The 24,657-nt window shown below is 47.1% G+C and carries 20 protein-coding genes and 2 pseudogenes; 10 read left to right on the top strand and 12 right to left on the bottom strand.

All coding sequences use genetic code 11. The features are described from left to right. Positions 1 to 25: 25 nt before the first annotated feature. The 4 genes from R7E00_RS01090 to doeA form a co-directional block, all read right to left on the bottom strand. On the bottom strand, positions 26 to 1,546 hold the full coding sequence (locus R7E00_RS01090) for an NAD-dependent succinate-semialdehyde dehydrogenase (protein ID WP_213915982.1): 1,521 nt from the start codon (positions 1,544 to 1,546) through the stop codon (positions 26 to 28). Positions 1,547 to 1,701: 155 nt separating this feature from the next. Continuing rightward, positions 1,702 to 2,181 carry an Lrp/AsnC family transcriptional regulator gene (locus tag R7E00_RS01095; protein ID WP_186585489.1) on the bottom strand — a complete coding sequence of 160 codons (480 nt, stop codon included), beginning with the start codon at positions 2,179 to 2,181 and terminating at the stop codon, positions 1,702 to 1,704. A 123-nt stretch (positions 2,182 to 2,304) separates the two neighbouring features. Further along, positions 2,305 to 3,312, bottom strand: coding sequence for a N(2)-acetyl-L-2,4-diaminobutanoate deacetylase DoeB (gene doeB / locus R7E00_RS01100; RefSeq protein ID WP_186585487.1), 1,008 nt, complete (start codon positions 3,310 to 3,312; stop codon positions 2,305 to 2,307). Between the two features lie 54 nt (positions 3,313 to 3,366). Next, positions 3,367 to 4,554 (bottom strand): ectoine hydrolase DoeA, encoded by a 1,188-nt coding sequence (gene doeA / locus R7E00_RS01105; protein WP_005373780.1) that lies wholly within the window; start codon positions 4,552 to 4,554, stop codon positions 3,367 to 3,369. 271 nt (positions 4,555 to 4,825) lie between these two features. On the opposite strand from doeA, the gene R7E00_RS01110 reads away from it, so the two are divergent. Next, positions 4,826 to 6,259, top strand: coding sequence for a PLP-dependent aminotransferase family protein (locus tag R7E00_RS01110; protein WP_005387040.1), 1,434 nt, complete (start codon positions 4,826 to 4,828; stop codon positions 6,257 to 6,259). A 20-nt stretch (positions 6,260 to 6,279) separates the two neighbouring features. Here the strand turns inward: R7E00_RS01110 and R7E00_RS01115 are convergent, their stop codons facing one another. Next, positions 6,280 to 7,302 carry a helix-turn-helix domain-containing protein gene (locus R7E00_RS01115; RefSeq protein ID WP_262606158.1) on the bottom strand — a complete coding sequence of 341 codons (1,023 nt, stop codon included), beginning with the start codon at positions 7,300 to 7,302 and terminating at the stop codon, positions 6,280 to 6,282. Positions 7,303 to 7,433: 131 nt separating this feature from the next. On the opposite strand from R7E00_RS01115, the gene R7E00_RS01120 reads away from it, so the two are divergent. The 3 genes from R7E00_RS01120 to R7E00_RS01130 are packed head-to-tail and all read left to right on the top strand — an operon-like array spanning position 7,434 to position 9,811. Next, entirely contained in the window at positions 7,434 to 8,195 is a 762-nt protein-coding gene (locus tag R7E00_RS01120; RefSeq protein ID WP_053349310.1) for an SDR family NAD(P)-dependent oxidoreductase, read from the top strand. Between the two features lie 40 nt (positions 8,196 to 8,235). Beyond that, a complete protein-coding gene (locus tag R7E00_RS01125) occupies positions 8,236 to 8,748 on the top strand; it encodes a 2,4'-dihydroxyacetophenone dioxygenase family protein (RefSeq protein ID WP_053349309.1) in 513 nt (170 codons plus the stop codon). A gap of 4 nt (positions 8,749 to 8,752) precedes the next feature. Then, on the top strand, positions 8,753 to 9,811 hold the full coding sequence (locus R7E00_RS01130) for a zinc-binding dehydrogenase (protein ID WP_161441365.1): 1,059 nt from the start codon (positions 8,753 to 8,755) through the stop codon (positions 9,809 to 9,811). 83 nt (positions 9,812 to 9,894) lie between these two features. Here the strand turns inward: R7E00_RS01130 and R7E00_RS01135 are convergent. Together R7E00_RS01135 and grxB are read right to left on the bottom strand one after the other, a co-directional pair. After that, positions 9,895 to 11,020 (bottom strand): annotated as a pseudogene (locus R7E00_RS01135) (alkene reductase). Positions 11,021 to 11,030: 10 nt separating this feature from the next. Further along, a complete protein-coding gene (grxB, locus tag R7E00_RS01140; RefSeq protein ID WP_238854828.1) occupies positions 11,031 to 11,660 on the bottom strand; it encodes a glutaredoxin 2 in 630 nt (209 codons plus the stop codon). Between the two features lie 198 nt (positions 11,661 to 11,858). On the opposite strand from grxB, the gene R7E00_RS01145 reads away from it, so the two are divergent. After that, the gene (locus R7E00_RS01145; RefSeq protein WP_042523243.1) at positions 11,859 to 12,794 is read left to right on the top strand and encodes a LysR family transcriptional regulator; all 936 of its coding nucleotides are present in this window, start codon (positions 11,859 to 11,861) and stop codon (positions 12,792 to 12,794) included. On the opposite strand, the gene R7E00_RS01150 is transcribed toward R7E00_RS01145, so the two are convergent. Then, the gene (locus R7E00_RS01150; protein WP_025506531.1) at positions 12,747 to 13,658 is read right to left on the bottom strand and encodes a LysR family transcriptional regulator; all 912 of its coding nucleotides are present in this window, start codon (positions 13,656 to 13,658) and stop codon (positions 12,747 to 12,749) included. The genes R7E00_RS01145 and R7E00_RS01150 overlap by 48 nt on opposite strands. Positions 13,659 to 13,878: 220 nt before the next feature. On the opposite strand from R7E00_RS01150, the gene R7E00_RS01155 reads away from it, so the two are divergent. Next, complete coding sequence (locus R7E00_RS01155; protein WP_238854829.1) at positions 13,879 to 16,758, top strand: amylo-alpha-1,6-glucosidase; 2,880 nt, start codon at positions 13,879 to 13,881, stop codon at positions 16,756 to 16,758. A gap of 105 nt (positions 16,759 to 16,863) precedes the next feature. On the opposite strand, the gene R7E00_RS01160 is transcribed toward R7E00_RS01155, so the two are convergent. After that, positions 16,864 to 18,432, bottom strand: a complete 1,569-nt coding sequence (locus R7E00_RS01160; RefSeq protein WP_140340344.1) for a DEAD/DEAH box helicase — start codon at positions 18,430 to 18,432, stop codon at positions 16,864 to 16,866. A gap of 148 nt (positions 18,433 to 18,580) precedes the next feature. Between R7E00_RS01160 and R7E00_RS01165 the strand changes: the two are divergent. Continuing rightward, positions 18,581 to 18,658 (top strand): annotated as a pseudogene (locus tag R7E00_RS01165) (VOC family protein); the annotation flags it as partial. A gap of 59 nt (positions 18,659 to 18,717) precedes the next feature. On the opposite strand, the gene R7E00_RS01170 reads toward R7E00_RS01165, so the two are convergent. Further along, positions 18,718 to 19,428 carry a biotin/lipoate A/B protein ligase family protein gene (locus tag R7E00_RS01170; protein ID WP_062731061.1) on the bottom strand — a complete coding sequence of 237 codons (711 nt, stop codon included), beginning with the start codon at positions 19,426 to 19,428 and terminating at the stop codon, positions 18,718 to 18,720. Positions 19,429 to 19,652: 224 nt separating this feature from the next. Between R7E00_RS01170 and R7E00_RS01175 the strand changes: the two genes are divergently transcribed. Then, entirely contained in the window at positions 19,653 to 19,979 is a 327-nt protein-coding gene (locus tag R7E00_RS01175) for a DUF4156 domain-containing protein (protein ID WP_053304580.1), read from the top strand. Between the two features lie 79 nt (positions 19,980 to 20,058). Here the strand turns inward: R7E00_RS01175 and R7E00_RS01180 are convergent, their stop codons facing one another. Together R7E00_RS01180 and R7E00_RS01185 are read right to left on the bottom strand one after the other, a co-directional pair. Further along, complete coding sequence (locus R7E00_RS01180; protein ID WP_158159472.1) at positions 20,059 to 21,087, bottom strand: hypothetical protein; 1,029 nt, start codon at positions 21,085 to 21,087, stop codon at positions 20,059 to 20,061. 411 nt (positions 21,088 to 21,498) lie between these two features. After that, positions 21,499 to 22,647 carry a PLP-dependent aminotransferase family protein gene (locus tag R7E00_RS01185; RefSeq protein ID WP_158159473.1) on the bottom strand — a complete coding sequence of 383 codons (1,149 nt, stop codon included), beginning with the start codon at positions 22,645 to 22,647 and terminating at the stop codon, positions 21,499 to 21,501. A 125-nt stretch (positions 22,648 to 22,772) separates the two neighbouring features. Between R7E00_RS01185 and R7E00_RS01190 the strand changes: the two genes are divergently transcribed. Both R7E00_RS01190 and R7E00_RS01195 read left to right on the top strand, forming a co-directional pair. Continuing rightward, the gene (locus R7E00_RS01190; RefSeq protein ID WP_005387011.1) at positions 22,773 to 23,642 is read left to right on the top strand and encodes an AraC family transcriptional regulator; all 870 of its coding nucleotides are present in this window, start codon (positions 22,773 to 22,775) and stop codon (positions 23,640 to 23,642) included. 80 nt (positions 23,643 to 23,722) lie between these two features. After that, positions 23,723 to 24,625 carry a LysR family transcriptional regulator gene (locus tag R7E00_RS01195; protein ID WP_005373741.1) on the top strand — a complete coding sequence of 301 codons (903 nt, stop codon included), beginning with the start codon at positions 23,723 to 23,725 and terminating at the stop codon, positions 24,623 to 24,625. Positions 24,626 to 24,657 lie beyond the last annotated feature (32 nt).

Raw genomic sequence — 24,657 nt, forward strand, 5'->3', positions numbered from 1 at the left:
TAATTGGATATCCATATTTCGTGTCTCAACTGCCACTGACGGTTGGTAAAGCGCCTAAGCAGCAGTATTTGATTTCGCTGTATTCTTCAAATCCGTGACGGCTTCCTTCTCGTCCAAGACCAGACTGTTTCACGCCGCCGAATGGGATAGGGTGCCCTGTCATTTTGACGGAGTTCACGCTCACCATGCCAAACTCCAAACCGCGCATGCAGTGCCAAATTTGGTGAATATCGTGACCATAAACATAGGCAGCTAAGCCGTACTCAGTGTCGTTGCTCATTTCAATCACGGTATCTAAGTCTTGGTAAGGCAATACGCCTGCCACAGGACAAAAATTCTCTTCGCGATACACCGCCATTTCAGGGGTTACATCGGCTAGCAATGTCGGCGCGAAGAAGTTTTCGCCTGGTACGGGCTGGTGGTATCCCGCTACCAATCGCGCGCCTTTGTCGAGCGCGTCACGCACCAAATCATGCGCTTTATCCACCGCAGTGCGATTAATAAGTGGTCCCATGGTGGTTTTTTCGTCTAAGCCATTGCCCAAAACGATGTGGCTCATTTCTTTGGCAAACGCTTCCAAAAACGCTTCGTACTTATCGTCAGGGACGAAAATACGGTTTGCGGCCAAGCAGTCTTGTCCTGCGGTTTGAAACTTCGCATCCACGGCGGCTTTGGCTGCTTGCTCGACATCCATATCTGGCAGCACGATGAAAGGGGCGTTACCACCGAGTTCCATACTGCACTTCTTCACGGTTTGTGCCGCGTCGCGTAGCAATAGTTTGCCTACTCGAGTTGAGCCTGTGAACGAGAGCGCTTTGACTTTATCGGAGTGACACAAGGTTTGTGACACCATCACCGCATCGCCAGTGATCACGTTAAACACACCAGGTGGAAAGCCAGCTCGATCTGCTAACTCTGCCAACGCTAACGCAGAAAAAGGCGTTTCACTGGCTGGCTTAATGAGCACCGGACAGCCTATTGCTAGTGCGGCTGCGGCTTTGCGTGTGATCATGGCATTAGGAAAGTTCCATGGCGTAATCAGTGCTGCGACACCAATTGGCTCGCGCACCGTTGATAGCTGCGCATTCGGAATATGACTTGGGATGGTTTCGCCATAACAGCGGCGTGCTTCTTCGGCAAACCAACGAACAAAGGATGCGCCGTAGTCAATCTCACCTACAGCATCACCTAGTGTTTTTCCTTGCTCCATCACCATCAAATGAGCAAGGTCTTGCTTTGATTCTAGAATCAGGTCGTGCCAACGCATGAGAATTTCAGCGCGCTCTTCTGCTTGCATTTTTCGCCATTGACGAAAGGCTTGGTCGGCTTCATCAATCGCTTGATAGAGTTGTTGCTGAGATAGCTTAGTGATGTAACCGATGACCGTGCCATCTGCTGGATTATCCACCGGATGAAATTGATCACCACTTACCCATTTGCCATTCACGTACGCTAAACCTCTCACCAAACGTACGTCTTTCATTATCGCCATCATGTCGTGCGAGGCTTTTAATTCTTCAGCGTGTAAGCTGTGCAGTGCTGTCATGAGTCCTTCTCCCAGCATCGTTGTCCATAATGAAACTGTAATGGAGAAGTGACCGAAGTAATTTCTGATACCGAGGTTTAAAACGTCAGAACTTTCTTTTTAGTGCCGTTAAATATGGTGTTTTTTCTGTTCACGCCTGATACGCATTTTCCCTTTTATAACAAAGCGTTTTGGTTTACTTCGAATGTGCCCGCATCACGTTTGATTGTTTTTGTCACAATGTAAGTAAAGTAGCGCTCAATGCCCACATCTGAGTCTAACCAGTTGTCGATAAGCCGCTGATAATGGTCGATATCTTCTGACTGAATTTTAAGGATGTAATCGATACCACCGCCCGTGGCATAGCAATCAGTGACTTCTGGTGAATGTTGAACCAGTTGCTCGAAGCGTTTGAACGCTTGGGCGTTGTGTTCTTTGAGCGTAACTTCAACCATAACTGACGTTCGTTTGAACAAAATATCGGTATTTACTTTTGCTCCGTAACCTTCAATGATGCCTGCTTCTTCCAGTTTTTTGACGCGCTCCCAGCAAGGGCTCACGGATAGGTTGATGGCCTCGGCAAGGTGAGATTTGGTGATACGACCATTATCATGAAGTATTTGTAGAATTTTTACGTCGTAGCGATCGAGGCGCATTATGAGTCTCCCTGTTGAATACTAATCATTTCATAAAGGCTGATGACTGGTCGCTGTTATAAGGTGCTTTCCAGTTTGCTTCTGGTATGCCATTTGTTTTGATTTCTTTAGTTGGCTTTTCAATCAGCCTATCTCGCCGCAGTCTTCGGCTATAACTGCGATAGTGTCACCGATATTCACCATAGCAGGAAAACGACGTGCCGCGAAAATACCATTGCGCTGTGACTTGTACTCAACGGGGGCGGTACCTGTGCGCTCGGTCGAGAAGATTCTCACTAATACATCTCCCTTTTTGACGGTATCGCCAAGATCAAATAAGTATTCTGTGATGCCGTGGTGTTGGCTTTGCACATAACAACTTGCATCAGGCATATCTAATAATTTAGTTGGTTGGGTTGGTTGTTCGTAGTCACCGGGCAAGTTGCCTGAGAAGCGTAAGAAGTTGCGAATGCCACGGTCGGAATAAGCGATGGTTTCTGGAGTGCTGGTTCCGCCTCCTCTTAGTTCGGTGGTAACAAAGATTTTTCCCTGAGACTCCACGGCAGTGTCATACATGCTGGTGGCGTCCATTTCGAGCAAGATCATGGTGTAAGGTGCGCCAAACAGTTTTGCACCTAATATGCAGGATTCTTCTTGATCGAGATTGTCGAGACGATGGGCAGCGGCGAATGGCACGATATCTAACGTTTTGCCACCTGAGTGAATGTCTAACGCAAAATCGCACTTAGGAACTAGGTAACGAGTAAAATAATCCGCAATTTTCTCGGTCACTGTGCCTATGGGGTTGCCGGGAAAGCTGCGATTTAAATTCCCTTTATCGATAAACGACGTACGTGAGGCATTTTGTACCGCAGGTAAGTTCATCATGGGTACAATAATGACACGACCTTGGATTTGATCTGCCTGAAGCGAGTTCGTCAATTTTAGCAGGCTGGTGATGCCTTCGTATTCGTCTCCGTGATTACCGCCAGTAAGCAGTGCGGTTGGTCCGTGACCATTTTTGATCACGGTGATAGGTATCATAATACTTCCCCAAGCGGAGTCGTCATGTGAATAGGGCAGCGTTAAAAAGCCGTGCTGTACACCTTCTCGGTCAAAGTCTATGGTGGCTGTGATCGAGCTTTTTTGCATATCAAGTCCTTTTAGTTCTCAGACCTAGCTCAACAGAGCTTGAGGTTTGAAAAATTAGTGTTTAACAAATAAGTGGCGTGGAAAGTCACACAGCGTTTTTGCTCCATCATGGGTAATGACGATACTTTCCGTTGTTTCTAATCCCCAATCTTTGAACCACAACCCCGGCATAAAATGGAATGTCATGCCTTCTCTCAAGATGGTTTTATCGGTGTCTCGCAAACTCATGGTTCGTTCCCCCCAATCTGGCGGGTAGCTCAAACCTATTGGATAGCCACAACGGGCGCCTTCGCGTGAGAATCCCGCTTTATCGAGAACCTGGTTTAGTGCATTGGCGATGTCGGCGCAGGTATTTCCGGGCTTTGCCACTTTCAAGCCTGCTTCAAGCCCTAAAGTTAGGGCTTCGTCGGCTCGTTTAAACTTGTCGTCAGGCTCGCCAAGAAAAATAGTGCGAGAGAGTGGACAATGGTATCGGCGGTGCGCCCCTGCAATTTCAAAAAACGTCCCTTCGCCTTTCTTGAACGGTCTGTCATCCCAGGTCAGGTGAGGTGCGGAAGCATCAGAACCTGATGGCAAAAGCGGCACAATCGCGGTGTAATCGCCAAAGTGGTCTTCATGCCCGAGCACGGCTTGGCGGTTAATCTCGGCAACAAGGTGGTGTTTCGGTAATCCTGGTTCAATCATGTCGAACGCGACACGGTGCATATTTTCAACAATGCGAGCGGCACGGTACATGTACGCCAGTTCTTGATCGGATTTAACGGCGCGGCACCAGTTGACTAGTCCAGTTGCATCGAGAAGTTGAGCATTCGGTAGGTGCGTGGTGAGTGATTCGTAAGCGGTGGCGCTAAAGTAATAGTTATCTTTTTCTACACCGATACGACCACGATCCCAAAGGCGCGGAGCCAGTACGGCTTCGACCAGGAAATCCATCGGGTGTAGCGGCGGATTCATTACATAATGGTCTGGATAGTAGGTGATGTTTTCTGCCGACATATACGCAGTCCTGTATGCTCCGTTGGCATCTTGGCAGCGTCCAAACCAAACGGGTTCATCAGATGGACCAACAACGACACATTGTGGCACGTAAAAAGACCACCCATCATAGCCTGTCAGCCACGCCATGTTAGAAGGGTCATGAATGATAAGGACATCCAATTCTCTTTCTTCCATCGATTGCCGAACTTTCGTTAACCGATCCTGGAACTCATCCAGTGTAAAATGCAAAGCAACGCCTCTCATATTTTCTCCTTGTTAGAAATCCGACGCCTTATGGGCCTTCGGAGACGCTGAGGTATTTCTACCTTCTACCAGCTAGCCAGATCTGCGTTAAAAATGATTGCAACTTACCTCTGGGGTTGTATTTGGATTAAACGATGCTGTTTAACATGTTTGTTTAACCCATACATTTCATGTCAATCATTACAATTGTGGTTTATTTTTGTGCATTTCACCTCATTTTGTGAGTTAAAGTTCGCCAATTGTTAAATGGAAGTTACAATGAGCGTTAAAAATGAATCAATTAAAATATTGTGTCATGACAATTTCTTTGAACCCGATCATTCGGCCAGGCACCGCTAAATACATCTCCATTGGTAACTATCTTGTCGAATGTGTCCGCAGTGGTTATCTAAAACCGGGGACTCGATTACCCACACATCGTGAGTTTGCAGAGCAAATTGGCGTCAGCGTACAAACGGTGAGCCATGCATATGGTTATGCAGAGAAAAAAGGGGCGATCGAGTCTTGGGTTGGGAATGGTACTTTTGTCAAATCAGGTTTTGTGGATGAAAGTACGGACACGGAGTTCATGCTGACACAAGAGATGAAAGAAACGCCGGATGAAATTGATATGTCGATTGCACATCCAGTGGTGACCGATCGCCACATTACGCTTTTTAATCAGGCGTTAATGGAGATTGCTGGGCAAACAAACAATCGTGGTTTGATCAGTAAAGCAAAGCCGGTAACAGGTCAGCCTCATCATATTGAGTCAGGAGCGCGATTTCTAAGTAGCCAAGGGCTGGATGTGGGTGCCGATCAAATATTACTCACAAATGGTGCATGCCATGGTTTAACGTTGGCTTTAAGCACAGTTGTTGAACACGGTGATGTAGTTGCTTGTGGTCACTTGGTTGATCATGGCTTGATCTCTCGCTCGAGAATGCTTGGATTTAAGTTGCAACCACTTGAAATGGATGAGTTTGGTATAACGCCGGATGCATTTGAATGGGCATGTAAACACAAACCAATCAAGGTATTGTGTTGCACACCTAGCATGGCTAACCCGACTAGTGCGCATATGGATGTTGAACGCCGAGAGGCGATAGCGAATATTGCGCAGCAATACGACATCTATGTCATTGAAGATGACGTGTATGGAGCACTAGAACCTAACCGTGTCCCACCCCTTGCCACATTGTTACCCGAACAAGCTTTCTATGTCACCAGTTTAACCAAAGTTGTAGCGCCAGGCATGCGCACTGGCTATCTGACGGTCCCACGTCATTTTTTGCAGCACGCGATTGGTCGTTTAGCGGCAACGAGTTGGTCTGCGACTCCATTACCATTTGAAGTTGCTCATTTGTGGATCGAAAACGGTACGTTAAATCGACTTATTCGCTTTCAAGTCAATGAGTTTGCTAAGCGACAGCGAATAGCAAAAGCCGCTTTAGAAGGGCATGTTTATAGCTCGCACCCGAATGGACAGCACATTTGGTTGAGACTACCCGAGCAGTGGAATAGCGATGACCTGGTTGCTTCGGCTAAGCGTTCAGGGGTGCAGATCACTGGATATAAACCGTTTGTTCTCGATACTAATCAGCCAATGCCTTACGTGCGAATCAGCTTGGGAGCAGAAACAAACCGAGGCTACATCAAACACGGGTTATCTGTGATTGCTGAAATTCTCGATACCAACCCTCCCACCTCACACTTTTTGGTTTGAACGATAGGTTATTTATGCTTTTAACTGATGGGCTTAAACGTTTGTAACTGAGTTTTTTCTTGTCGCCATTGCCTTGGTGATTTTCCCGTCCAGCGACGAAAGTGGCGGCTGAAGACCGCAGTTTCTGCATAGCCCAGTTGCAACGCGATATCAGTAATACTCTGAATATTCTCATGCAATCGCTGTTCGGCGAAATCCTGACGCACTTGTTGTAAAAGCTGTCGATAATTTGTGCCCTGTTGTTTCAGCTTGTTTTGCAGCATTCTCGGATGCAGGTCCAATGCTCTTGCAACGCGCTCAACGCTGCATTCTCCGGTTGAGAGCAGACGGCCAATCATGTTTGCTGCTTGGTCACTGAGATTGTTGGGGTAACGGGTTTGCAGCTCTTTGAGGTGCTGTTGAAAATGGCGCTCTAGTGCGTCTTCATCTTGGTGGTTCTTAGCGTTAAGCAGAGTCGCTTTAAGTAGGATACCGTCAAACTTATCACCGAAACGCAGTTTGTTCTGCTGGGCAAACTTGCTTTTTTCTACTTCCAATGTTGCGTGTTGAGTCAAATGTAGCGCGAAGTGACTTTCTTCAATATCAAGCAGACTGGCAATAAACATCGCCAGATGCGACACACTGAGCTGCATCAACTGCGCGATACCTCGTTCGCTGTGCACATCAATATTGAGCGACAACCGTACCCAATCATCTTGTGGCGTCATGTTGAGAGTGACCCCTGACGAATGCAGATAGAGAAAATCATTCACCCGCGCCAAGGCTTCACCGACCGTTTGCGCCCGGGAAACCAGCATTGGTAAGTCTCCCAAGCTCTGTAGGTTTTGACGCTCGGCGAGCAACACGCCAAACAGCGGTTGCTGACAACGAGCAGCCGCTTCCTCCAGCAATTCAGCCAGCCTAGGGTAGGCGAGATACGTATCGGGATTGCGAAACTGCGCCGCAGACAGCCCGACGGCAGCCATAATCTCAACCGGATTCTGCCCCAGTTCGGAAACCAAGCTATCAAATTTATCGGCAGCGCCACTTCGTACGATATACATGTCTCGATTTTTAAATGTTAACAGGTTGTAAATCGCAATGTATCAAATTTACTTCGCAAAAGGTCAAGTGAGTGTCAGTGAGTTGATCTAGGTTACATTTTGATAACAACAACGCATGGATGAGAAGCAGTATGGAACTTATCAATAAAACGGCCATTGTGACTGGGGCGGCTGGTGGAATTGGCCAAGCCATCATTGCAAAGCTGAGAGAGCAAGGAGCCAAAGTGCTTGCTGTCGATATTTCAGAACAATCACTGCAAATGTACACAAGTTTTGACTCAAAGCAGTTGGGAACCTTTGTCGCGGACGTCACCGATTACCAACAAGTTGAAGCTATGGTGAAGTGCGCGGTCGAACAGTTTGGCTCGCTTGACATCATGGTCAACAACGCGGGCATCGGTGCACCGAAACCTCTGCTTGACCACGACCCAATTGCCGATTTTGAGCCGATCTCTAAGGTCAACCAAAATGGCGTTTACTACGGCATTCTTGCCTCTGGAAGACAATTCCAAGCGCAAGGCACGCCGGGCGTGATCCTCAATACTTCTTCTGTTTACGCACGAATGGCGTCTGAGATGACCTTTACCTACAACGTCAGTAAAGCCGCAGTCGATATGATGACCAAATGCGCCGCATTAGAACTCGCACCATTGGGTATTCGTGTTTGCGCTGTCGCTCCGGGACGCGTTGATACTCCGATGTTAAGGCAATACGAAGAGATTGGCCTGTGGGACCACATCCGCAAAGAACAGATGCGTCAAAACTTCACACAACCAGAAGAGATTGCTGATGTGGTGGCGTTTCTGGTCAGCGAGAAAGCCAACTGTATCAACGGCTGTACCGTCAGTGCATCTGACGGCTTCGAGAATTTTAAGTACCCACTCATGGGATAGGCGAGCACGCCACATTACAGCAATAGCGAGGATGTAAGTTATGTCATTACCAGAAGTTATTCAGCATCAAGATTTCCTATTAACTCTTAATACCAATGAGGAGTCGCTCATCAAAGACGCGCTACCGGGTGTGGATGTTTACCCATTGTTTCTTGATCCAGAAAACGGTACGTGGGTGATTCGCGCCAAGTTCAAACCGGGCGTGACTCTACCTAAGCACTTCCACACTGGTGTGGTGCACTTCTACACACTGAGTGGCGCGTGGCACTACATCGAGTATCCAGACCAAGTCCAAACCGCTGGTAGCTACTTATATGAGCCAGGTGGTTCGATTCATACCTTCCACTGCCCTGAAAGCTCAGGCGGTGCCGACGGTTTTATGGTGATCACTGGTGCAAACATTAACTTTGACGAAGAAGGTAACTTCATCAACATCATGGATGCAGGTTGGATTGAGCAAGTTGTTATTGCAACAGCGAAAGCACAAGGCTTCACCGCGCGCTACATCAAACCGGGTGCGATTGCTGGTCTCAGCGATGAGCTAGCGGAGTAACCCCATGCAACAGATGAACAGTATCATAATGCAGGATGGTAGTGTCCGCCTGAAGCAAGTCGGAATCCCCAAACCCGCAGCGGGACAAGTGTTGGTTCGTAGTCTAGCTTGCGGTATTTGTGGCTCCGACCTTCACATTACTCGACACGCGGATGAGGTATTTGATGTATTCCACCAGCTCGGGTTGATGCCTGATGAAGCCGGTGAGCACGCTCAAGTGATGTTAGGGCACGAGTTCTGTGCGGAAATTGTCGAATACGGTGCTGACACTCAGCAGACGTTGGCTGTTGGTCGCCGAGTCACCTCAGTGCCGATGTTGCTCAGTCAAAATGGCGCGGGCGTTGGTGTCACTCCAGGTACTTATGGTGCTTACTCTGAGTACTTCCTGCTTGATGAAGCGTTATTGCTACCTGTCCCAGACGGAATGCCGTCTGAGGCGGCGGCATTGACCGAACCACTGGCAGTCGGTTTGCACGCGGTCAATCGCAGTGAAATCGAAACGGAAGAAACCGCGCTGGTTGTCGGTTGCGGCCCTATAGGGCTGGCGGTGATTGCTGCACTGAAACAACGTGGCGTGAGCAATATTCTTGCGGTCGATCTTCAGGAAGAGAAACTGCAACTTGCTAGTGAGTTTGGCGCAAATCGATTGATCAACCCGACCAGGGAAGACGAGATCGCCGTTGGTGAACAGTACGCGATGAACTCACGTCTGGTCATTTACGAGTGTGTTGGCAAGCATACTTTGATTGACGATTTTCTGCGCCGCGCCCCTGCCCGAGCGCGAATCGTCATCTCGGGTATCCATACTACACCCGCAATCATTAACTACGCGTACGCGACGGTAAAAGAGCTCGATTTGAGATTCTCTTACTACTACCAACCGCACGAGTTTGAGCAATGCCTACAAGCGATTGCCGAACACACGTTGCCTTGGCAGAAAATGCTCACCGCCAAAGTGGGAATCGATGGTGTGGAAGATGCGTTTAGACAGTTAATGACGCCAAATGACCACATCAAAGTCGTTATTGAACCTTGGCGCTGCGGCGCGTTAGAAGTGATTTAACTCTTAGCCAGATTAAGCTAGCTAAAACCAATTTTAGTTTGGTGACAGCCCCAACCGTAGCAGCTAGGTTGGGGCTTTTTTTGTTAGGCCTGTTCTGCGCATTCCTGTTGCAGAGCAGGGTAATCGGTGTAGCCTCGTTCGTTTCCGGCCAAACAACGTTGAGCCATCGAGTTCTGCCAACGGATGGTGATGTTGCAATCGAGAGACCAAGTCTGGGTTTGCTACGAATGGTCGTCCGAATGCGACAAGATCCGCGTAGCCTTTCTCTAACACTTCGTTTGCTCGTTGAGGATCGTAGCGACCTGCGACAATGATAGCGTTGCGAAAGCGCTTTCTAAGTTCGATTCGAAACGTCTCGGGAATCGTTGGTGCATCGGCCCAATCGGCCTCGGACAAGTGCAAGTAGGCAATGTCGCGCTCCTGTAGCTGTTTTGATGCCTCTAGGATCGTTGGCACGATATCTGGGCAGTCCATATCTTTAAACGTAATGAATGGTGCCAATCTCACCCCAACTCGATGCGAACCAACAGCGGCGATAACTGCATCCACTACTTCGATAAGAAAACGGATACGATTTTCTCGTGAACCACCGTAGTTGTCTGTTCGATGGTTTGAGTTGGTTCTTAAGAACTGATCGATCAGATACCCATTCCCGCCATGGATTTCTACACCATCAAAACCCGATTCAATAGCGCGTTTGGCTGCGTTCGCGAAATCACCGACAACTCGGTTGATATCCGCTTGTGTCATGGCGCGAGGCTCAACACAATCGACCATATTGCCGTTGCCTTGTTCATCTGCAATCCAAACTTGCGTCTCTACCGGAGCGAGCGCAGATGGCGCGATAGGCTGTTCACCATTTTGGAATGTTGGGTGAGACACTCTGCCCACATGCCATAGCTGACAAAACATCGCTGCGCCTTGTGATTTGACCGCTTGGGTCACACCCTGCCAGCCCGCCACTTGAGCATCGGTGTAAACGCCAGGGGTGAACGAATAGCCTTGAGAATCGTCCGAAATTTGTGTGGCTTCGGAAATGATCAGCCCGGCAGAAGCGCGTTGTTGATAATACGTTGCCATCATCTCATTCGGGATGTTGCCCGGCTGAGTGGTGCGTGCGCGAGTCATTGGTGCCATGACAATGCGGTTTTGTAGTGACAACGCTTTCAGTTGAGCTGGTTCAAACAGCTTATTTGGTCTTTGTTGCATGTTGCGCTCCTTAGATAAGTACTGGCACGTTGGTCGCTTTACGAGCGGTTGCCATCCAGTGAAGTACGGCTGGATCCCATTGCACTTCGGGCGCACTGAAAAAGCCGCGTAGAATGGAAAACATAATGGCTTGATCAACCAGTGACGTTTGCTTTTCTGAACTTAGGTTGAGCAAGGGTTTAGTTTGTTCTATCAAAGCGGCGACTTCTTTCGCAATCGCAGGTGTATCGTTAATCAAAGCTTCAAAATTTAACGCTTCGGTTTCTTTTTTTGCACGCCATGCTTGTTTAGCGGTTTCTGTTGCAAATTCCGGTAACGTCATGTTTGACCAACGCGGATACCCGACTTTTTGTAGCGGTAAAAACGCTTGTTTTTGCCAGTCTAAAACCGGTGCTGAGGGTTGGCTGCTTTCATTGGAAGATGCCAATTCAAGGAAGTAGTTGATGATGTCTAAGCTTTCCGCCATCGCTTCACCATCGTCTTTGATCAAAAGAGGAACTTGTTTTGCGCCGATGATGTTTGTGGTGGTGATCTCGTCGTCATAAGCAATGTTGATGACGTCGAGCTGAATATTCAGCATGCCTGCAACAAAACGGACGCGGGCGCTGAAAAGGCAATGTTCATAAATGTACAGTTTCATTTTTGTTTCCTATCTCTTGGCTGGGCAGGGCGTGTTGTTGTGCGTTGTACAGCGTTACGGCGTTTAACTTTGCCCTGTCACATAACGTTCTGGGTCTAAACAATGTCGATAGGGTCAGTATATGGATTCGACTTAATTTGATAATTGGGTAATATCTGAATTGATTATTCAGTTTTTCAAAATAATAAGGGCGCGAAGATGGATAAGTTTTCGGATATGACGTTGTTTGTCAGCATCGTTAAACATCAAGGTCTGGCAGCGGCGGGAAGGGAGCTAGGTTTATCTCCAGCGACGGTAACGGCAAGGCTGCAAGCGATAGAAGAACGCTATGGTGTAAAGCTGCTCAACCGAAGCACACGCCACGTATCACTCACGGACGCAGGGGCAATGTACCATCAAGCTTGTCTGAACATCATTGATAGCGTGAAAGAGACGGAAAACTTGCTGCAAACGGGTATTTCGGAAGTGCGCGGAACGTTGAAAATTTCAGCTCCACGAGATATTGGCAAACAAATTATTTCGCCGATGGTGTCGGCTTTTTCTGAGCAATATCCGGATGTGACGCCCTATCTTTATCTTAATGACAATTTATCGAACTTGGCTGAATCGGGGCTCGATTTAGTGATTCGTTACGGTGAGTTAGCGGACAGCAATCTCATTTCGCGCAAGCTGGCGTCGAGTCAACGTGTGCTGTGCGCGTCACCTGATTATTTGTCGAAGCAAGGTGTCCCAAACTGCCCACAAGATCTCGCGGATCATCGCTGCTTAGCCATGGTGCGCAGCAATGAAGAATTAAAAACGTGGCACTTTAAAGATGAAGAGTCTCACCAAACGATCACGGTCACGCCAAAGCGCTGTTCTGATGACGGTGAAGTGATTCGACAATGGGCGTTGGAGGGGGCGGGGATTGCGTTGAAATCGATTTTAGATATTCAGCAAGACCTCAAACAACAACGTTTAGTAACGGTTTTGGATGGGTATATGAAAAACTTCAGCGCCTTCTCGCAAGGCGCTGAAGCGGATCTGCATGTCATTTATCAAAGCCGTCAATATCAACCGAAAAGAGTTCGCCTGTTTTTGGACTTTCTAGTTGAGCAATTTAGCGCGCTGAGTGATGCCCGCAATCAGATCTAGATGCGATTCCGAGGTTTCTCGGCGGTGGCGATAAATCCCGACGGTGCCAGGGTTTGGTTCGTTTTCCATGGTTAAGCATCGTAAGCCAAAGGATTCCAAATACGATTGCAGATGGCGGGTATAAGACATCACCGCGACGCTTTCTTTCAGTACATCAATACTGGCGAGCAGAGAATCCACTTCGTAAGTCGGTCTGTCATCCAGTTGCTGCCTTTCGCGTTCATTTTGTTTCGGGATTGGGTTATCGATGACGTGAGCGAATTTCTTAGCGTCATAAGTGACCGAAAGAGCAGGGTATTCGTGCAGCATCTCTTCGGTGACGGTTTTCCCTAGCAGTGGGTGGTTTGGGGAAACAAAATAGGCATCAACCGTTTGAAATAGTGGAATAAACGTAACATCGCATTTAGACGACAAGCCGACAATCTCGTGGCCGATGAAGAATTCAATCTGTTCGTTTATTAATGAATCCATCAAGCCTAAGTGATTGCCAAATTCGACGTGCGTAGATGCCGAAGGCTGCTTGGTCAGATGTTCATTGAGTGCTTGTTTGACGAATAGCGGCCACCACGCATCGCCAGTACCCATTTTAATTTTTCCGACTTGGTACTGTTTCCGTTCATCAATGCTTTGCATCATTTGGTTGTATTCATGCTGCATCGCGTTGCTATGGCGATAGAGGATGCGTCCGTATTCGGTCAACACCATGCCATTAGGATGGCGTTCAAACAGCGTTACGCCGAGATTCTCTTCCAGCTTCTTTAAATTGCTTGTTACCGTTGGCTGGCTTAACCCTGCCATTCTTGCCGCAGCGCTGATGCTTTGGCAGCGTGCAACCAGTAAAAATTGCTGCAGAGATTTGTCCATTTTCTTTCCCCTCTAAGAACGAGGGGTATTTTGCACAATTTCATTTATAAATCACAAATCTGTAATCTCATTTGATTGAAATTATGCGCATTTCATAGATCTACATCACTGTTGGGGTCTGACGTATAGATGTTATCTATAGCTCGCTCCTGACTTCCTATTTTCCCCTCAAAAAGGTGTTCTTTAGACTGTCGCCAAAACAACAATCTAAGGGATGAACATGAAACCGAGTTTTATTGCGCTTGCTGTCGCGTCTTGTATTGGTCTTGCTGGATGTGGGTCAGATTCCTCTGATGCGCCTGTGCCGGTCGACAAACCAATTATTTCAGCCGACTTATATTTACGTGGTTTAAATGGGGATTGGGGCACGGCAGAGCATGCCAAGCTAAACTATTTGGATAATAACGAGTACGAAACCGTACTGCGCGTCGCCCGAGGTAGCAATCAGTTCAAGATTGCTGATCCGGGTTGGCAGATCCAATACACCTATTTTGAGGAGCCCGCGGCGTTCGATAAAGCTCAAGAGTACCTGCCAAAACCAGACACGAATGAAGCGTGTATGAACGATGATTGCAACTCTGAGATCACGTTTGAAGACAAAGGGTATTACAAGTTTTCTGTGAGCTTTGCCGATGAAAGTCGCGCGACAATGACTGTGACGAAAGCAACGCAAGAAGAAGCGGAAAAATACTACTCTGATGCGATTCTCGACCCTGCAATGGTGCATGAAGGGCATCAGAGCAGAGAAGTGAAACTGTTCGCCAATTACGATGACTCGGGTGATACCGTGATTTTCTCGGTGAAAGATCCTAAAGCTGAACTGCGTGAATTTGGTATTTCAACGACGACAGAATTGCGTGATGCGCTCGACCAAGGCTTAGTGATTAATGAACAAACAGGGCCGCGAGTGGTGTCGGATGATGTCGCGTTTGATGCGTTGTTTGCGTTGACGATGAAAGAGCTAGACCAGCTTGCTGTTTCTGAAATCAAAGACGGCAATTACAACTACAACAACCCAATCAAAGCGGAAGTTTTTGAGACGGGCGCGAAGTGGCATTACGTGTGGACGCGTGATTTGGCGTACGCAGCAGACCTTTCGCTTGCATTGATGAATCCAACTCGCGTGCAGAATGGTTTGAATTTCAAATTGTCTGCTTTCCGCGACACGACCGATCAGCAATACGATGGCGAGCAGATTGTGCAAGATACGGGCACTGGCGGCAGCTGGCCAATTAGTACCGACCGCACGACTTGGGCGCTTGGTGCAGAACGCTTACTTTCGGCATTGGATGGAGAAGAGTACAACCAATTTGCCGAGCGCGCTTACAAAGCGATCAGTAATACACTTGAAGCCGATCGCCTGGCGGCTTTTGATGCGAAATCTGGTTTATACACTGGTGAGCAATCATTCCTTGATTGGCGTGAGCAAACGTATTCAACGTGGACGCCAAACGATGTCAATGCGATTGGTAGCAGCAAAGCGTTATCGACAAACGTGGTTCACTACCGCGCGATTCAGCTCGCGGCTAAGTTGGCAGAGAAGTACGATTCAACCAACGCGGTCAAATACACCGAGTGGGCTGCACAGCTAAAAACCGCTATCAACGAGCAGTTTTGGAATGCCGAACGCGGTATGTACGTAAGTTATTTGTTTGATAATGGCAAAGACATCGCGGTCGACAAATATGACATGTTGGGCGAAGCACTGGCGATCATCAGTGGTGTGGCAAGTGATGCGCAGGCGAAACAAATCATGGCCAATTACCCACACAGTGAGTTTGGCGTGCCGGTTTATTTCCCTCAACAACCAGACGTGCCTGTGTACCATAACCGCGCAATTTGGCCATTTGTTACCGCGTACAGCTTGCGCGCCGCGCATCAAACACAAAACGTGGCAGCAGCGAACAATGCCATTCAATCGTTGGTTCGTGGTACAGCGACCAATTTATCCAACATGGAAAACTTAGAGTGGCTTTCTGGTAAGTCATTCATCATCCATAGTGATCATGGCGAAGATCCGAGCTTGGATGGCCCAGTGATTAACTCTCAGCGTCAGCTTTGGTCTGTGGGTGGCTACTTGAACATGGTGGTAGAGACCCTATTTGGCATCCATACCGAAACAGGTAAGTTGGAAGTGAAGCCATTTATCACAAGTTGGGTGCGCAATAACTTGTTGGCTCAGTCTGAACAAATCACGTTGGAAAACTTTGCCTTCAAAGGAAAGAACTACTCGGTAACGATTGACTTGCCTGAAGTAAGCAAAGATGAAACAGGTTACTACCCAGTTGAAAATGTCACGATGGACGAAGAGGGGCATTTCCACGTGACACTGGGCGCGCTTGTGAATGTAGATAGCAGCATTACTTTAGTTTCTGGGGTGAAACCGTATGTGAGTGAAGATAGCCGCGTTTATTCTCCGCAAGAGCCAACATTGGTGGTAAAAAGCGTTGATAATTCGGTTTCGATTGACGTGATGAGCAAGTACAACGTGAACTTGTATCGCAATGGCGAGCTGATTCAAAAGAACGTGATTGCTCAATCTTATTCCGATACGCCAACAGGTTTTGCGTGTTATTTGGCTGAAAGCATTAACGATAAAGGTTTCCGCTCTAATCCGAGCCAACCAGTTTGTGTCGGTGAAGAGATCCGCATCAAACTTGATGGCGAATATCAGCCACTCAAAGACAATGTCTCAGTGGTTACGGTGAGCAAAGAGAGTGCCATCGTAAAAGGTGCAGAGTCGTTTACAGCTCCTGTAACGGGCACTTACCAGTTCGATGCTTGGTACAACAATAACCTGGGGCAACTTAATACTGGCATCACGAACACCGTGAAATTGTTAGAGGTATTGGATGATGCAGGTAAAGTGGTTGGTCAAGGTTACTTGCAGATGGGCCATATTGGTGAAAACCAAGGTATGCGTTACTCAACGCCAATTGAAGTGACGTTGGAGCAGGGGAAAACCTATCAGATCGCGCTGAAGGACCACTTCAATATGAGTTACCTCAAATCGAATGAAACCTACATTTACGCTGGTGGTATTGAGGGTGAAAAAAACGAAGCGCAAATCGCAGATATTCGAATCACACCTTTAATGTAGGCTGTTTTAACAAAGCTGCGTTCTAAAAACTGTGTTCTAAGAAAAACAAAGCCGCTGAGATTATCAGCGGCTTTGTTGTATTTGCTATCGGGGGCCGTTTACAGGTTAGTTTGCCGCCTGCGGACGAGGTTTACGGCGCTGACCTGACGGTTTGTTTCCTGCAGGTTTAGCATTGTTTGGCTTGCGGTTACCTGACGGTTTACCAGCGTTGCCACTCTTATTACCGTTTGGTTTATTTCCATTCGGTTTATTGCCATTTGGCTTGTTGCCGTTAGGTTTGCGGTCATCTGGTTTGCTGTTTGCACGACCTTGGCCTTCACGGTTGCCTTTAGGCTTGCCCGCACCGCCTTGGTTGGTGCTGTTTTTGTTGCCGTTGTTACCACCGTTGAAGCGACGTTTAGGTTTGTTTGCACCATTGCCTGCTTTCTTTTCGGCTGCTGGGGCGTTTTCACTTGCAGCATTTGGCGCTTTTGGTTTTTTTGGCTTCTTAGGTTTTTTCGGTTTGATTGGGCGAGTATCCAGTTTAGATTCTGGCACCACATTGGTTGGCGCAAAACCTTCCAACTCTTTACGTGGTAGCACTTCTTTAATCAAACGTTCAATCGCAAACAGCTCAGACGCTTCCAGCGCACAAACCAGTGAAATCGCTTTACCTACTTCGCCAGCACGGCCAGTACGACCAATACGGTGAACGTAGTCTTCTGCCACTTTAGGTAGCTCAAAGTTCACCACTTGCGGTAATTGCGGAATATCGATACCGCGCGCAGCAATGTCCGTCGCGACCAACACACGAATTTCACCCGATTTAAAATCCGCCAATGCTTTGGTACGCGCGCCTTGGCTCTTGTTGCCGTGGATGGCTGCAGCAGGTAGGTTTTGTTCTATAAGGAACTTCGCCAGGCGGTTTGCGCCGTGTTTCGTTTTCGTAAACACCAGCACTTGCTTCCAATCGCCGTCTTTGATCAATTTAACCAACATCGGTGCTTTCTTCTTCACGTCTGCTGGGTAGATGCTTTGCTCAACCGTTCTCGCCGTCGAGTTCGCCGGGTTCACTGAAATCTCAACCGGGTTGTTCACCAAGCCTTTCGCAAGGTCGCGGATTTCATCCGAGAAAGTCGCCGAGAAAAGTAGGTTCTGACGCTGTTTTGGTAGCAGAGCTAGGATCTTACGAATGTCACGGATAAAGCCCATATCCAACATGCGGTCTGCTTCATCCAGCACAAGAACTTCTAGTTGGTCGAACTTCACCGCATTTTGGTTGTACAAATCCATCAGGCGCCCTGGTGTCGCAACCAACACATCCGCACCTTTGCGAAGACGCAGCATTTGCGGGTTGATCTTCACACCACCAAAAACAACCGCACTGCTTAGTGGAAGATGACGGCCGTACATAAACACGTTTTCTTGCACCTGAGCCGCAAGTTCACGCGTTGGCGTCAGGATAAGTGCACGAACTTGGTTAGCACGAACGCGAGGGCCGTTCGATAAACGCTCAAGAATCGGTAGCGTAAAGCCTGCGGTTTTACCTGTACCAGTCTGCGCTGCTGCCATTACGTCTTTCCCTTCCAAAATAGCAGGAATTGCTTTTGCCTGAATTGGTGAAGGGGTGTCGTAGCCTTTCTCTTGAATAGCTTTAAGGATTGGAGCAGATAGACCTAACGAGGTAAAACCCATATGTATGATTCTCAATTGTAGAGTTAGATAACAACGCGCCGAAAATAAATCGGTGCGAAAAGTGCGACATTCTGAGGCTTTTACGCGCAGGCTTCAACTAATTCCGTCATGGATAAATATTTGAACTGGATCTCATTTCTTTTTGGCAGGCAAAACTGATAACTGGTTTGGTCGATCGATTGAATGGTTTTACGTTGGCGATGCCCATTCTTACATCGCTATCACGGTATGCAGTTTTAGTTTATCAAATGCTGTTCGGAGTGTGGGGGAGGCTTGCTCCTTTCATTACTCCGCTTTTGCATGCTTTAAAAACGCACTCGTCAATTGCTGAAAGAGCGAATCTACCGACGGGCGGTCGGATATATGATGGAAGAGCGGTGTGTGGACATCACCACGAATATCATCGCTGTGACCGCAAAGCTGATTACACATTCGTACTGGTTCGACAATCTTCTCGACGTCGGCATCAATCAGAATGCATGCTTGTGATAACACCACTTGTCCGCCGCCTTTTTTAAGTAAAACACGCTGTGCGGTTCCCACGATTTTTTGCCCGTCAATGTTGAGGTTGTACTCGCCATCGCAGTAGGAATAAGGCGTTGCATGAACATCCACTTTCACGCCGAGCTGTTTAAAGAAAACCGTTAATATCGCACATAAATCGAGATACGCTTTTTTGATGTTGTAAGGCTCGCCTTCTGGCCAGTGGTAAATGTGGGATAGATTGATAATACCTGGCACTTGAGGGACTGGTGCACCACCGGTTTTACGGGAAAAGAGTTTCCAGCCCGACATGTTTAACGCATGTTCTAACTCATTAGACACTGGCCATTTCTTACCAGCGGGAAGCACGAGCGTTGGGTTTTTTATTTGCCAAAGCAATAGCACTTGCGAGAGTTGGTTGGACTGAACTTGTTTAATGAGCTCATCTTCTTTGTCAAATGCATCAGCGACTTCCGTAGCTGTGTAGCGAATTAGCTTATTTTTAGCAACCAAACTCTATCCCTCGCGGCTATTTAATCGTTACTGTTGTATCTCAGATACAGCTTTATTGCTAGGTCTGAGTGATTAGGCTTTTGCTCGCTAGCTGTATGATCATCTTTTGGATCTTTTCCGTTGTCCATTAATTCTGCTTGAACACGCGATAAAAAGTTTTTGCTAGTCATCACATCAGCCATTCATAAAATCTGCCATCTATGAAAAATTTTGGCGATATAAGTATGAAAAAGCGAGTGATGACTCTCGCGTTAGCGGCATCATTAACGGGATGTGTGACGTTCCCAACTCAAGAATCTGAGCAAGTACAGGTGCTTTGGGACAATGTGAATGCGATTGAAAACTGTGAACTAATGGGTACCGTGATCGGTTCAGAAGGACACTTTTACGACTATTGGCTTCACGCAGATAAAGACATGGTTTGGGGTACGTTAAACCAAATGTGCATCAAGGCGGCAGATTTAGGCGCAGATACCTTGTACTTATATCAACCGTTGAGCTTTTCTACGTCAGTGACGATGTTTGCAAATGCTTACAAGTGCAAACAGTAGCGATTTTCTTGCTCATAATTGAAAGACAGGCGCTGCTCGCCTGTCTTTGATGCGTTCTACAAATACTGGCGACTTTGCGTTAATTGACGTTTGCTGTCGCCACCGCTGATGTATCAGAGAACGACAATGTAAAGTCTCGCTCGGTATTAAGCACTTTGGCTGGAAACTCTAAGCTCAACTGCGTATGTGGCGCGACTTCTGAAGCAATGCTAGTAACGAATTTTCGGGTTTCTCCAGGAGAGATCGATATGTCACTTCCACCTTGTGATGAGAGCTCAGCGATACCCATTGTTTCAAGTGTGTTACCGGCAGTATCCGCCAGGTGTAGTAAAGATTCTGACTTGTAGATTAATTCTCCACTTTCTGTGCGATATGCATTAAACGAGTTGAAATTTGGTTGCAATGATCCTTGTGAACCAATGTTAGTAACGGAAAATGTCACATTAGCGCCATCAAAGTTCTCGACTCTTACAAGTACGTTACTGTCTTGGTAACGAGCGGCTGCTGCCGCAGTTGCTTGCTGTTTCTGCCTCTGTTTCTCTTTTTCAATGTCGCTTAACTGTTTCTGCTCATTAGCGATTCGATTCTTTGCCATGGAGTACGACTGATCGACCATTGCTATTAAAGCGGGGATTGAATACAAAGTGAGGCCTTCCAAATGGTCAAAGTCGATTTTGGCATGTTGAGTACGTTTATGATTAGAAAATTGGCAGTAACCATCAATCAAACTGATGAAAGCCACTTCAAAAGTGCCCTGTAATCGGCTTACTTCCTGTGCTGCTTTCTCTAGATTTGAGCGGACTTTCCGAATCTCTTCCAAACTCTTTTGTGAAAGACGACCGTTTGGCGATACGTCGTTAGAAACCGAAACCAGTTCTTCGGTCACAAATGGATTGTTTTCGGCTGGAATCACCGTAGTTATACGGTTGGATTTGGTGATGTCTTCGCCCAATAAAACCATCATTTTTTGCGATGCGGCGGTTGTGTTGCCCGCTAATACGTCACTACAGTTTGGCGACGTATTGGCATACACGGCGAATGCGGTAAAAAGTGAAAGTGTAACGGACCAGCCGATGGTGACGAGTCCTGTCGTGGTTCGAGTATTCATCCTGATAACCCCTCTGTCATTTGGTGCGATTCACTGACGTAATTGCCAATCAAAAGATTGGCTCGCGACATTCAGAATGGTTCTGGTCAACCCTTCGTAGTGGGTATGCCCACAGATGCTTTTTTAGTCGTTTATCAACCGCTAAGCCACGATTGATAAAGTGTCTGAAATTGAGAGCATTAACGCTGCGAAGTTGATGTCTTTGACTGAAAGATAGACGTAACTTTTCCAACCATCAAATACGTGATTGAGTTCTCATTTTTATATGAGTGAGAGGTTCAAGAGAAAACAGGCACTTACTGTAGAGAGTTGATTTGAAGGAAAAATATAAATTTTTTTTGGGGAACTTTTTTGATGCTGCCTTTGAGACTTTTTTGAATCTCAAAGGCAGGTTCTTACACTCGTGTTCAATTACAACGTGTTGAGGACATCCGCGAGTCGAGAGACAGCTGTCGTCAGTTCTTCTGGTGTAGCATTGGTAAAGTTAAGACGCAGAGCGGCTTTTACCTTTGAACCTTCTGGATAAAAGACCGGGCTCGGCACTACAGCAACCCAGTTTGCGAGAAGGTTTTTCGCCAGTTCGAAGGTGTCGCATTCTGGAATCTCGACCCAAACGAACATGCCACCATCGACGGGTTTGAGTACGCAACTTTCTGGCAGCTGTTTTTGCAGTTCAGCAAACATGACATCGTAACGTGATTTGTAAAGCGCACAGATGGTTGAAATGTGCGTTTCGAAGTTGTCATGTTGGAGCAGGCCATGCAGCAAAGCTTGCATAGGAATACTAGAGTGCAGATCGGCACCTTGTTTAATTTTGATGAGTGGCTCAAGGTAGCTGCTTTTGCCCGTAACTACACCAATACGCAAGCCTGGTGAAGCTATTTTGGAGAAAGAGCGCAATACGATGGAGTGCTGTGGGCAGAAGTCCGAAACCAGTGGAAGCGCTTCACCAGAAAAACGCAGCTCGCGGTATGGTGCGTCTTCAATGAATGCCACGTCGTATTGTATACAAAGCTCGGCAACTTTTTGGCGAGTCTCTAGCGCCCAGCACACGCCCGTTGGGTTGTGAAAATCGGGCACGGCATAGAACATTTTCGGTTGCTGTGTAGCAAAGCATTGTTCAAGTTCTTCAAGGTTTGGACCACACTCGGTTTGTGAAACAGTCACGATGTTGGCTTGCACTAGACCGAATACTTGCATAGCACCAAGGTAGCTCGGTGCTTCCATTACCACTTTATCGCCCGGATTCACGTACGCACGCGCAATCAAATCTAGCCCTTGCTGAGAGCCCGTTGTGATCATCGCCAAATGAGATTCTGGCAGCTGGTAATAATCGGTCAAAAAATTAAGTAGCGGTGCGTAGCCTGCTGTTGCGCCATATTGAAACACCTCTGGCATATTCGCGAGGTTTTCTAGCGTCGGTTTCATTAAGTCGATCGGGAAGGTTTTTTCGTCCGGTAAGCCACCTGCAAGAGAAATGACGTTCTTATCGCTTGCTGCTGCGAGGATCTCTCGGATGTAGGATGACTTAGTTTGTTGTAATGAATGTGCGATTTCCATGTGCTGTGCTTCTCGTAATTGTCTTTTTTTATGTCACAAATAGTATAGGTAAATTGCCAAGCTTGGTGTGTCCATTTATGCTGTTAAATATGTCCATTTATGCTATTTAAGCGAAAGTTTACTCCGTGAGCCATCAACAAGTTTCCAGAATCAATGACGTGCTGTTTTACATTCACCAGGACATTAGCAGAGATTTATCGGCTAAAGAGCTAGCAGATGTAGCAGCCTATTCTGAACAGCACTTCCATCGTATTTTTAAAGATGTGGTAGGGGAGTCTGTCCATCAATATATCCGTCGCACAAGAATGGAATACGCCGCCAATCAACTGATGTTTGATACCAGCTCATCGGTGTTAGACATTGCTAACAAGTGCGGCTTTAGCTCGGTATCTTCTTTTAGCCGAGCGTTTAAAGCAACGTTCGCTATGTCTCCTGGTGCGTGGCGAAAGCATGATTTACAAGTCGCAGAAAAGCCGTATCTAAAAGATCCGGAAGTGGCTGCGGGTTATCATCGGGTTGCGAAACGCGAGTTGCCAGAACCTAAAATTATGGAGGTTCCACAACGCTTTGCGGCTTATGTGCGGCATGAGGGTTATAGCCGTTCCATTCGCAATGCGTGGCTGATTTTGAAGGCGTGGGCAAGCTCTGAGAATCGGGACTTTTCGGTTCAATACGGTTTGCATCACTCCAACCCCGCTTGGGTCGAGCTCGATAAGTGTCGCTATGTGGCTTGTATGGCGATTGATAAGCCGCTTAAAGTACGCGGTGTCGTGAATCAAATGACGATTCCGGGTGGTTTGCATGCTGTTTTTCGCTTAACAGGGGTATATGGAGAGCTTCTTCCTCAATTGAGTATGGTGTTAGAGAAGTGGTTGCCGAATTCAGGCTTTAAGCAGCGTTCTACTCCCGCTTATGTTCACTATCATAAAAACCATTTCCTCAGCCATGATGAGGCGTTTGAGCTGGACTTCTATCTGCCCATCAGCTTTTTCTAACTGGAGTATTTATTTACTATCCGTAAGGAAGAAAATGCTAAGCTCTATATGGTGATTTTTTACAAATAATTGAAAATTAAATGAACATCGATCATGTAAAGCTATTTGTCCGTTTGGCTTCGACACACAACATCAGCATGGCTGGTCAGGAGCTTGGACTTTCTCCTGCTGTCGCTAGCGCACACATCAATAAACTTGAGGACAGCTTAGGAGTTCGTTTAGTTCATCGCACCACACGCAAAGTTTCCTTAACTGAAGAGGGGCAGGCATTTTTACCTCACGCGGAGGAGGTCCTTGCAACAGTGGAGGCAGCAAGGGGAGCTGTTGGCTCAGGGCAGAGCGCGCCAACGGGAGTATTACGTATAACCGCCTCTGCAACTTTTGGTCGCTTGCATATTGTGCCCGCATTAAAAGGTTTTATGGCGCGTTACCCAGGGTTAACCGTGGACTGCCGATTTTCTGATTCCATTATGGATCTGGTTGAGGGAGGTTTTGATGTCGCCATTCGTGTCGCTGAGTTGAAAGATTCTTCATTGGTCGCAAGAAAGCTTGCGCCAGATCGTCGTATTATCGTTGCATCACCAGATTATATTGAACAATTTGGGAGACCCAACAAGCCCCAAGACTTGACGAATCATGAGTGTATTAACTTAGTTGGAATGAATAATTGGTCATTCAATACAAAAGATGGAATGTTCAATGTAAGAACTTCTGGTCGTTTTAAAACCGATAATGGTGATGCGATGAGAGACGCGACGGTAAACGGGTTAGGTATTTCTATCAACTCGGTTTGGAGTGTTTATCAAGAATTACAAAGTGGTCAGCTAGTGGAAGTACTCGAAGATCACCCTTTAGCGATGGATGCTGGGATTTGGGCTGTGTACCCAAGCTCTCGTTTAATTGCGCCTAAGGTGCGTGCCTTTATTGATTACTTTGCTGAATACTATGGCACGCCACCTTATTGGGAGTTTGCGGAAAAGTGATAACAAGTTTCACTTATCGAATACATTGTTTT

Origin of the sequence: Vibrio sp. Vb1755, from assembly GCF_033338635.1 — a bacterium.
Classification (GTDB): Bacteria; Pseudomonadota; Gammaproteobacteria; order Enterobacterales; family Vibrionaceae; genus Vibrio; species Vibrio alginolyticus.

Excerpts from the sequence above, each read along its gene's own strand:
- R7E00_RS01090 (WP_213915982.1), bottom strand. The coding sequence starts at position 1,546 with ATGACAGCACTGCACAGCTTACACGCTGAAGAATTAAAAGCCTCGCAC.
- R7E00_RS01095 (WP_186585489.1), bottom strand. The coding sequence starts at position 2,181 with ATGCGCCTCGATCGCTACGACGTAAAAATTCTACAAATACTTCATGAT.
- doeB (WP_186585487.1), bottom strand. The coding sequence starts at position 3,312 with ATGCAAAAAAGCTCGATCACAGCCACCATAGACTTTGACCGAGAAGGT.
- doeA (WP_005373780.1), bottom strand. The coding sequence starts at position 4,554 with ATGAGAGGCGTTGCTTTGCATTTTACACTGGATGAGTTCCAGGATCGG.
- R7E00_RS01110 (WP_005387040.1), top strand. The coding sequence starts at position 4,826 with ATGAATCAATTAAAATATTGTGTCATGACAATTTCTTTGAACCCGATC.
- R7E00_RS01115 (WP_262606158.1), bottom strand. The coding sequence starts at position 7,302 with ATGTATATCGTACGAAGTGGCGCTGCCGATAAATTTGATAGCTTGGTT.
- R7E00_RS01120 (WP_053349310.1), top strand. The coding sequence starts at position 7,434 with ATGGAACTTATCAATAAAACGGCCATTGTGACTGGGGCGGCTGGTGGA.
- R7E00_RS01125 (WP_053349309.1), top strand. The coding sequence starts at position 8,236 with ATGTCATTACCAGAAGTTATTCAGCATCAAGATTTCCTATTAACTCTT.
- R7E00_RS01130 (WP_161441365.1), top strand. The coding sequence starts at position 8,753 with ATGCAACAGATGAACAGTATCATAATGCAGGATGGTAGTGTCCGCCTG.
- grxB (WP_238854828.1), bottom strand. The coding sequence starts at position 11,660 with ATGAAACTGTACATTTATGAACATTGCCTTTTCAGCGCCCGCGTCCGT.
- R7E00_RS01145 (WP_042523243.1), top strand. The coding sequence starts at position 11,859 with ATGGATAAGTTTTCGGATATGACGTTGTTTGTCAGCATCGTTAAACAT.
- R7E00_RS01150 (WP_025506531.1), bottom strand. The coding sequence starts at position 13,658 with ATGGACAAATCTCTGCAGCAATTTTTACTGGTTGCACGCTGCCAAAGC.
- R7E00_RS01155 (WP_238854829.1), top strand. The coding sequence starts at position 13,879 with ATGAAACCGAGTTTTATTGCGCTTGCTGTCGCGTCTTGTATTGGTCTT.
- R7E00_RS01160 (WP_140340344.1), bottom strand. The coding sequence starts at position 18,432 with ATGGGTTTTACCTCGTTAGGTCTATCTGCTCCAATCCTTAAAGCTATT.
- R7E00_RS01175 (WP_053304580.1), top strand. The coding sequence starts at position 19,653 with ATGAAAAAGCGAGTGATGACTCTCGCGTTAGCGGCATCATTAACGGGA.
- R7E00_RS01180 (WP_158159472.1), bottom strand. The coding sequence starts at position 21,087 with ATGAATACTCGAACCACGACAGGACTCGTCACCATCGGCTGGTCCGTT.
- R7E00_RS01185 (WP_158159473.1), bottom strand. The coding sequence starts at position 22,647 with ATGGAAATCGCACATTCATTACAACAAACTAAGTCATCCTACATCCGA.
- R7E00_RS01195 (WP_005373741.1), top strand. The coding sequence starts at position 23,723 with ATGAACATCGATCATGTAAAGCTATTTGTCCGTTTGGCTTCGACACAC.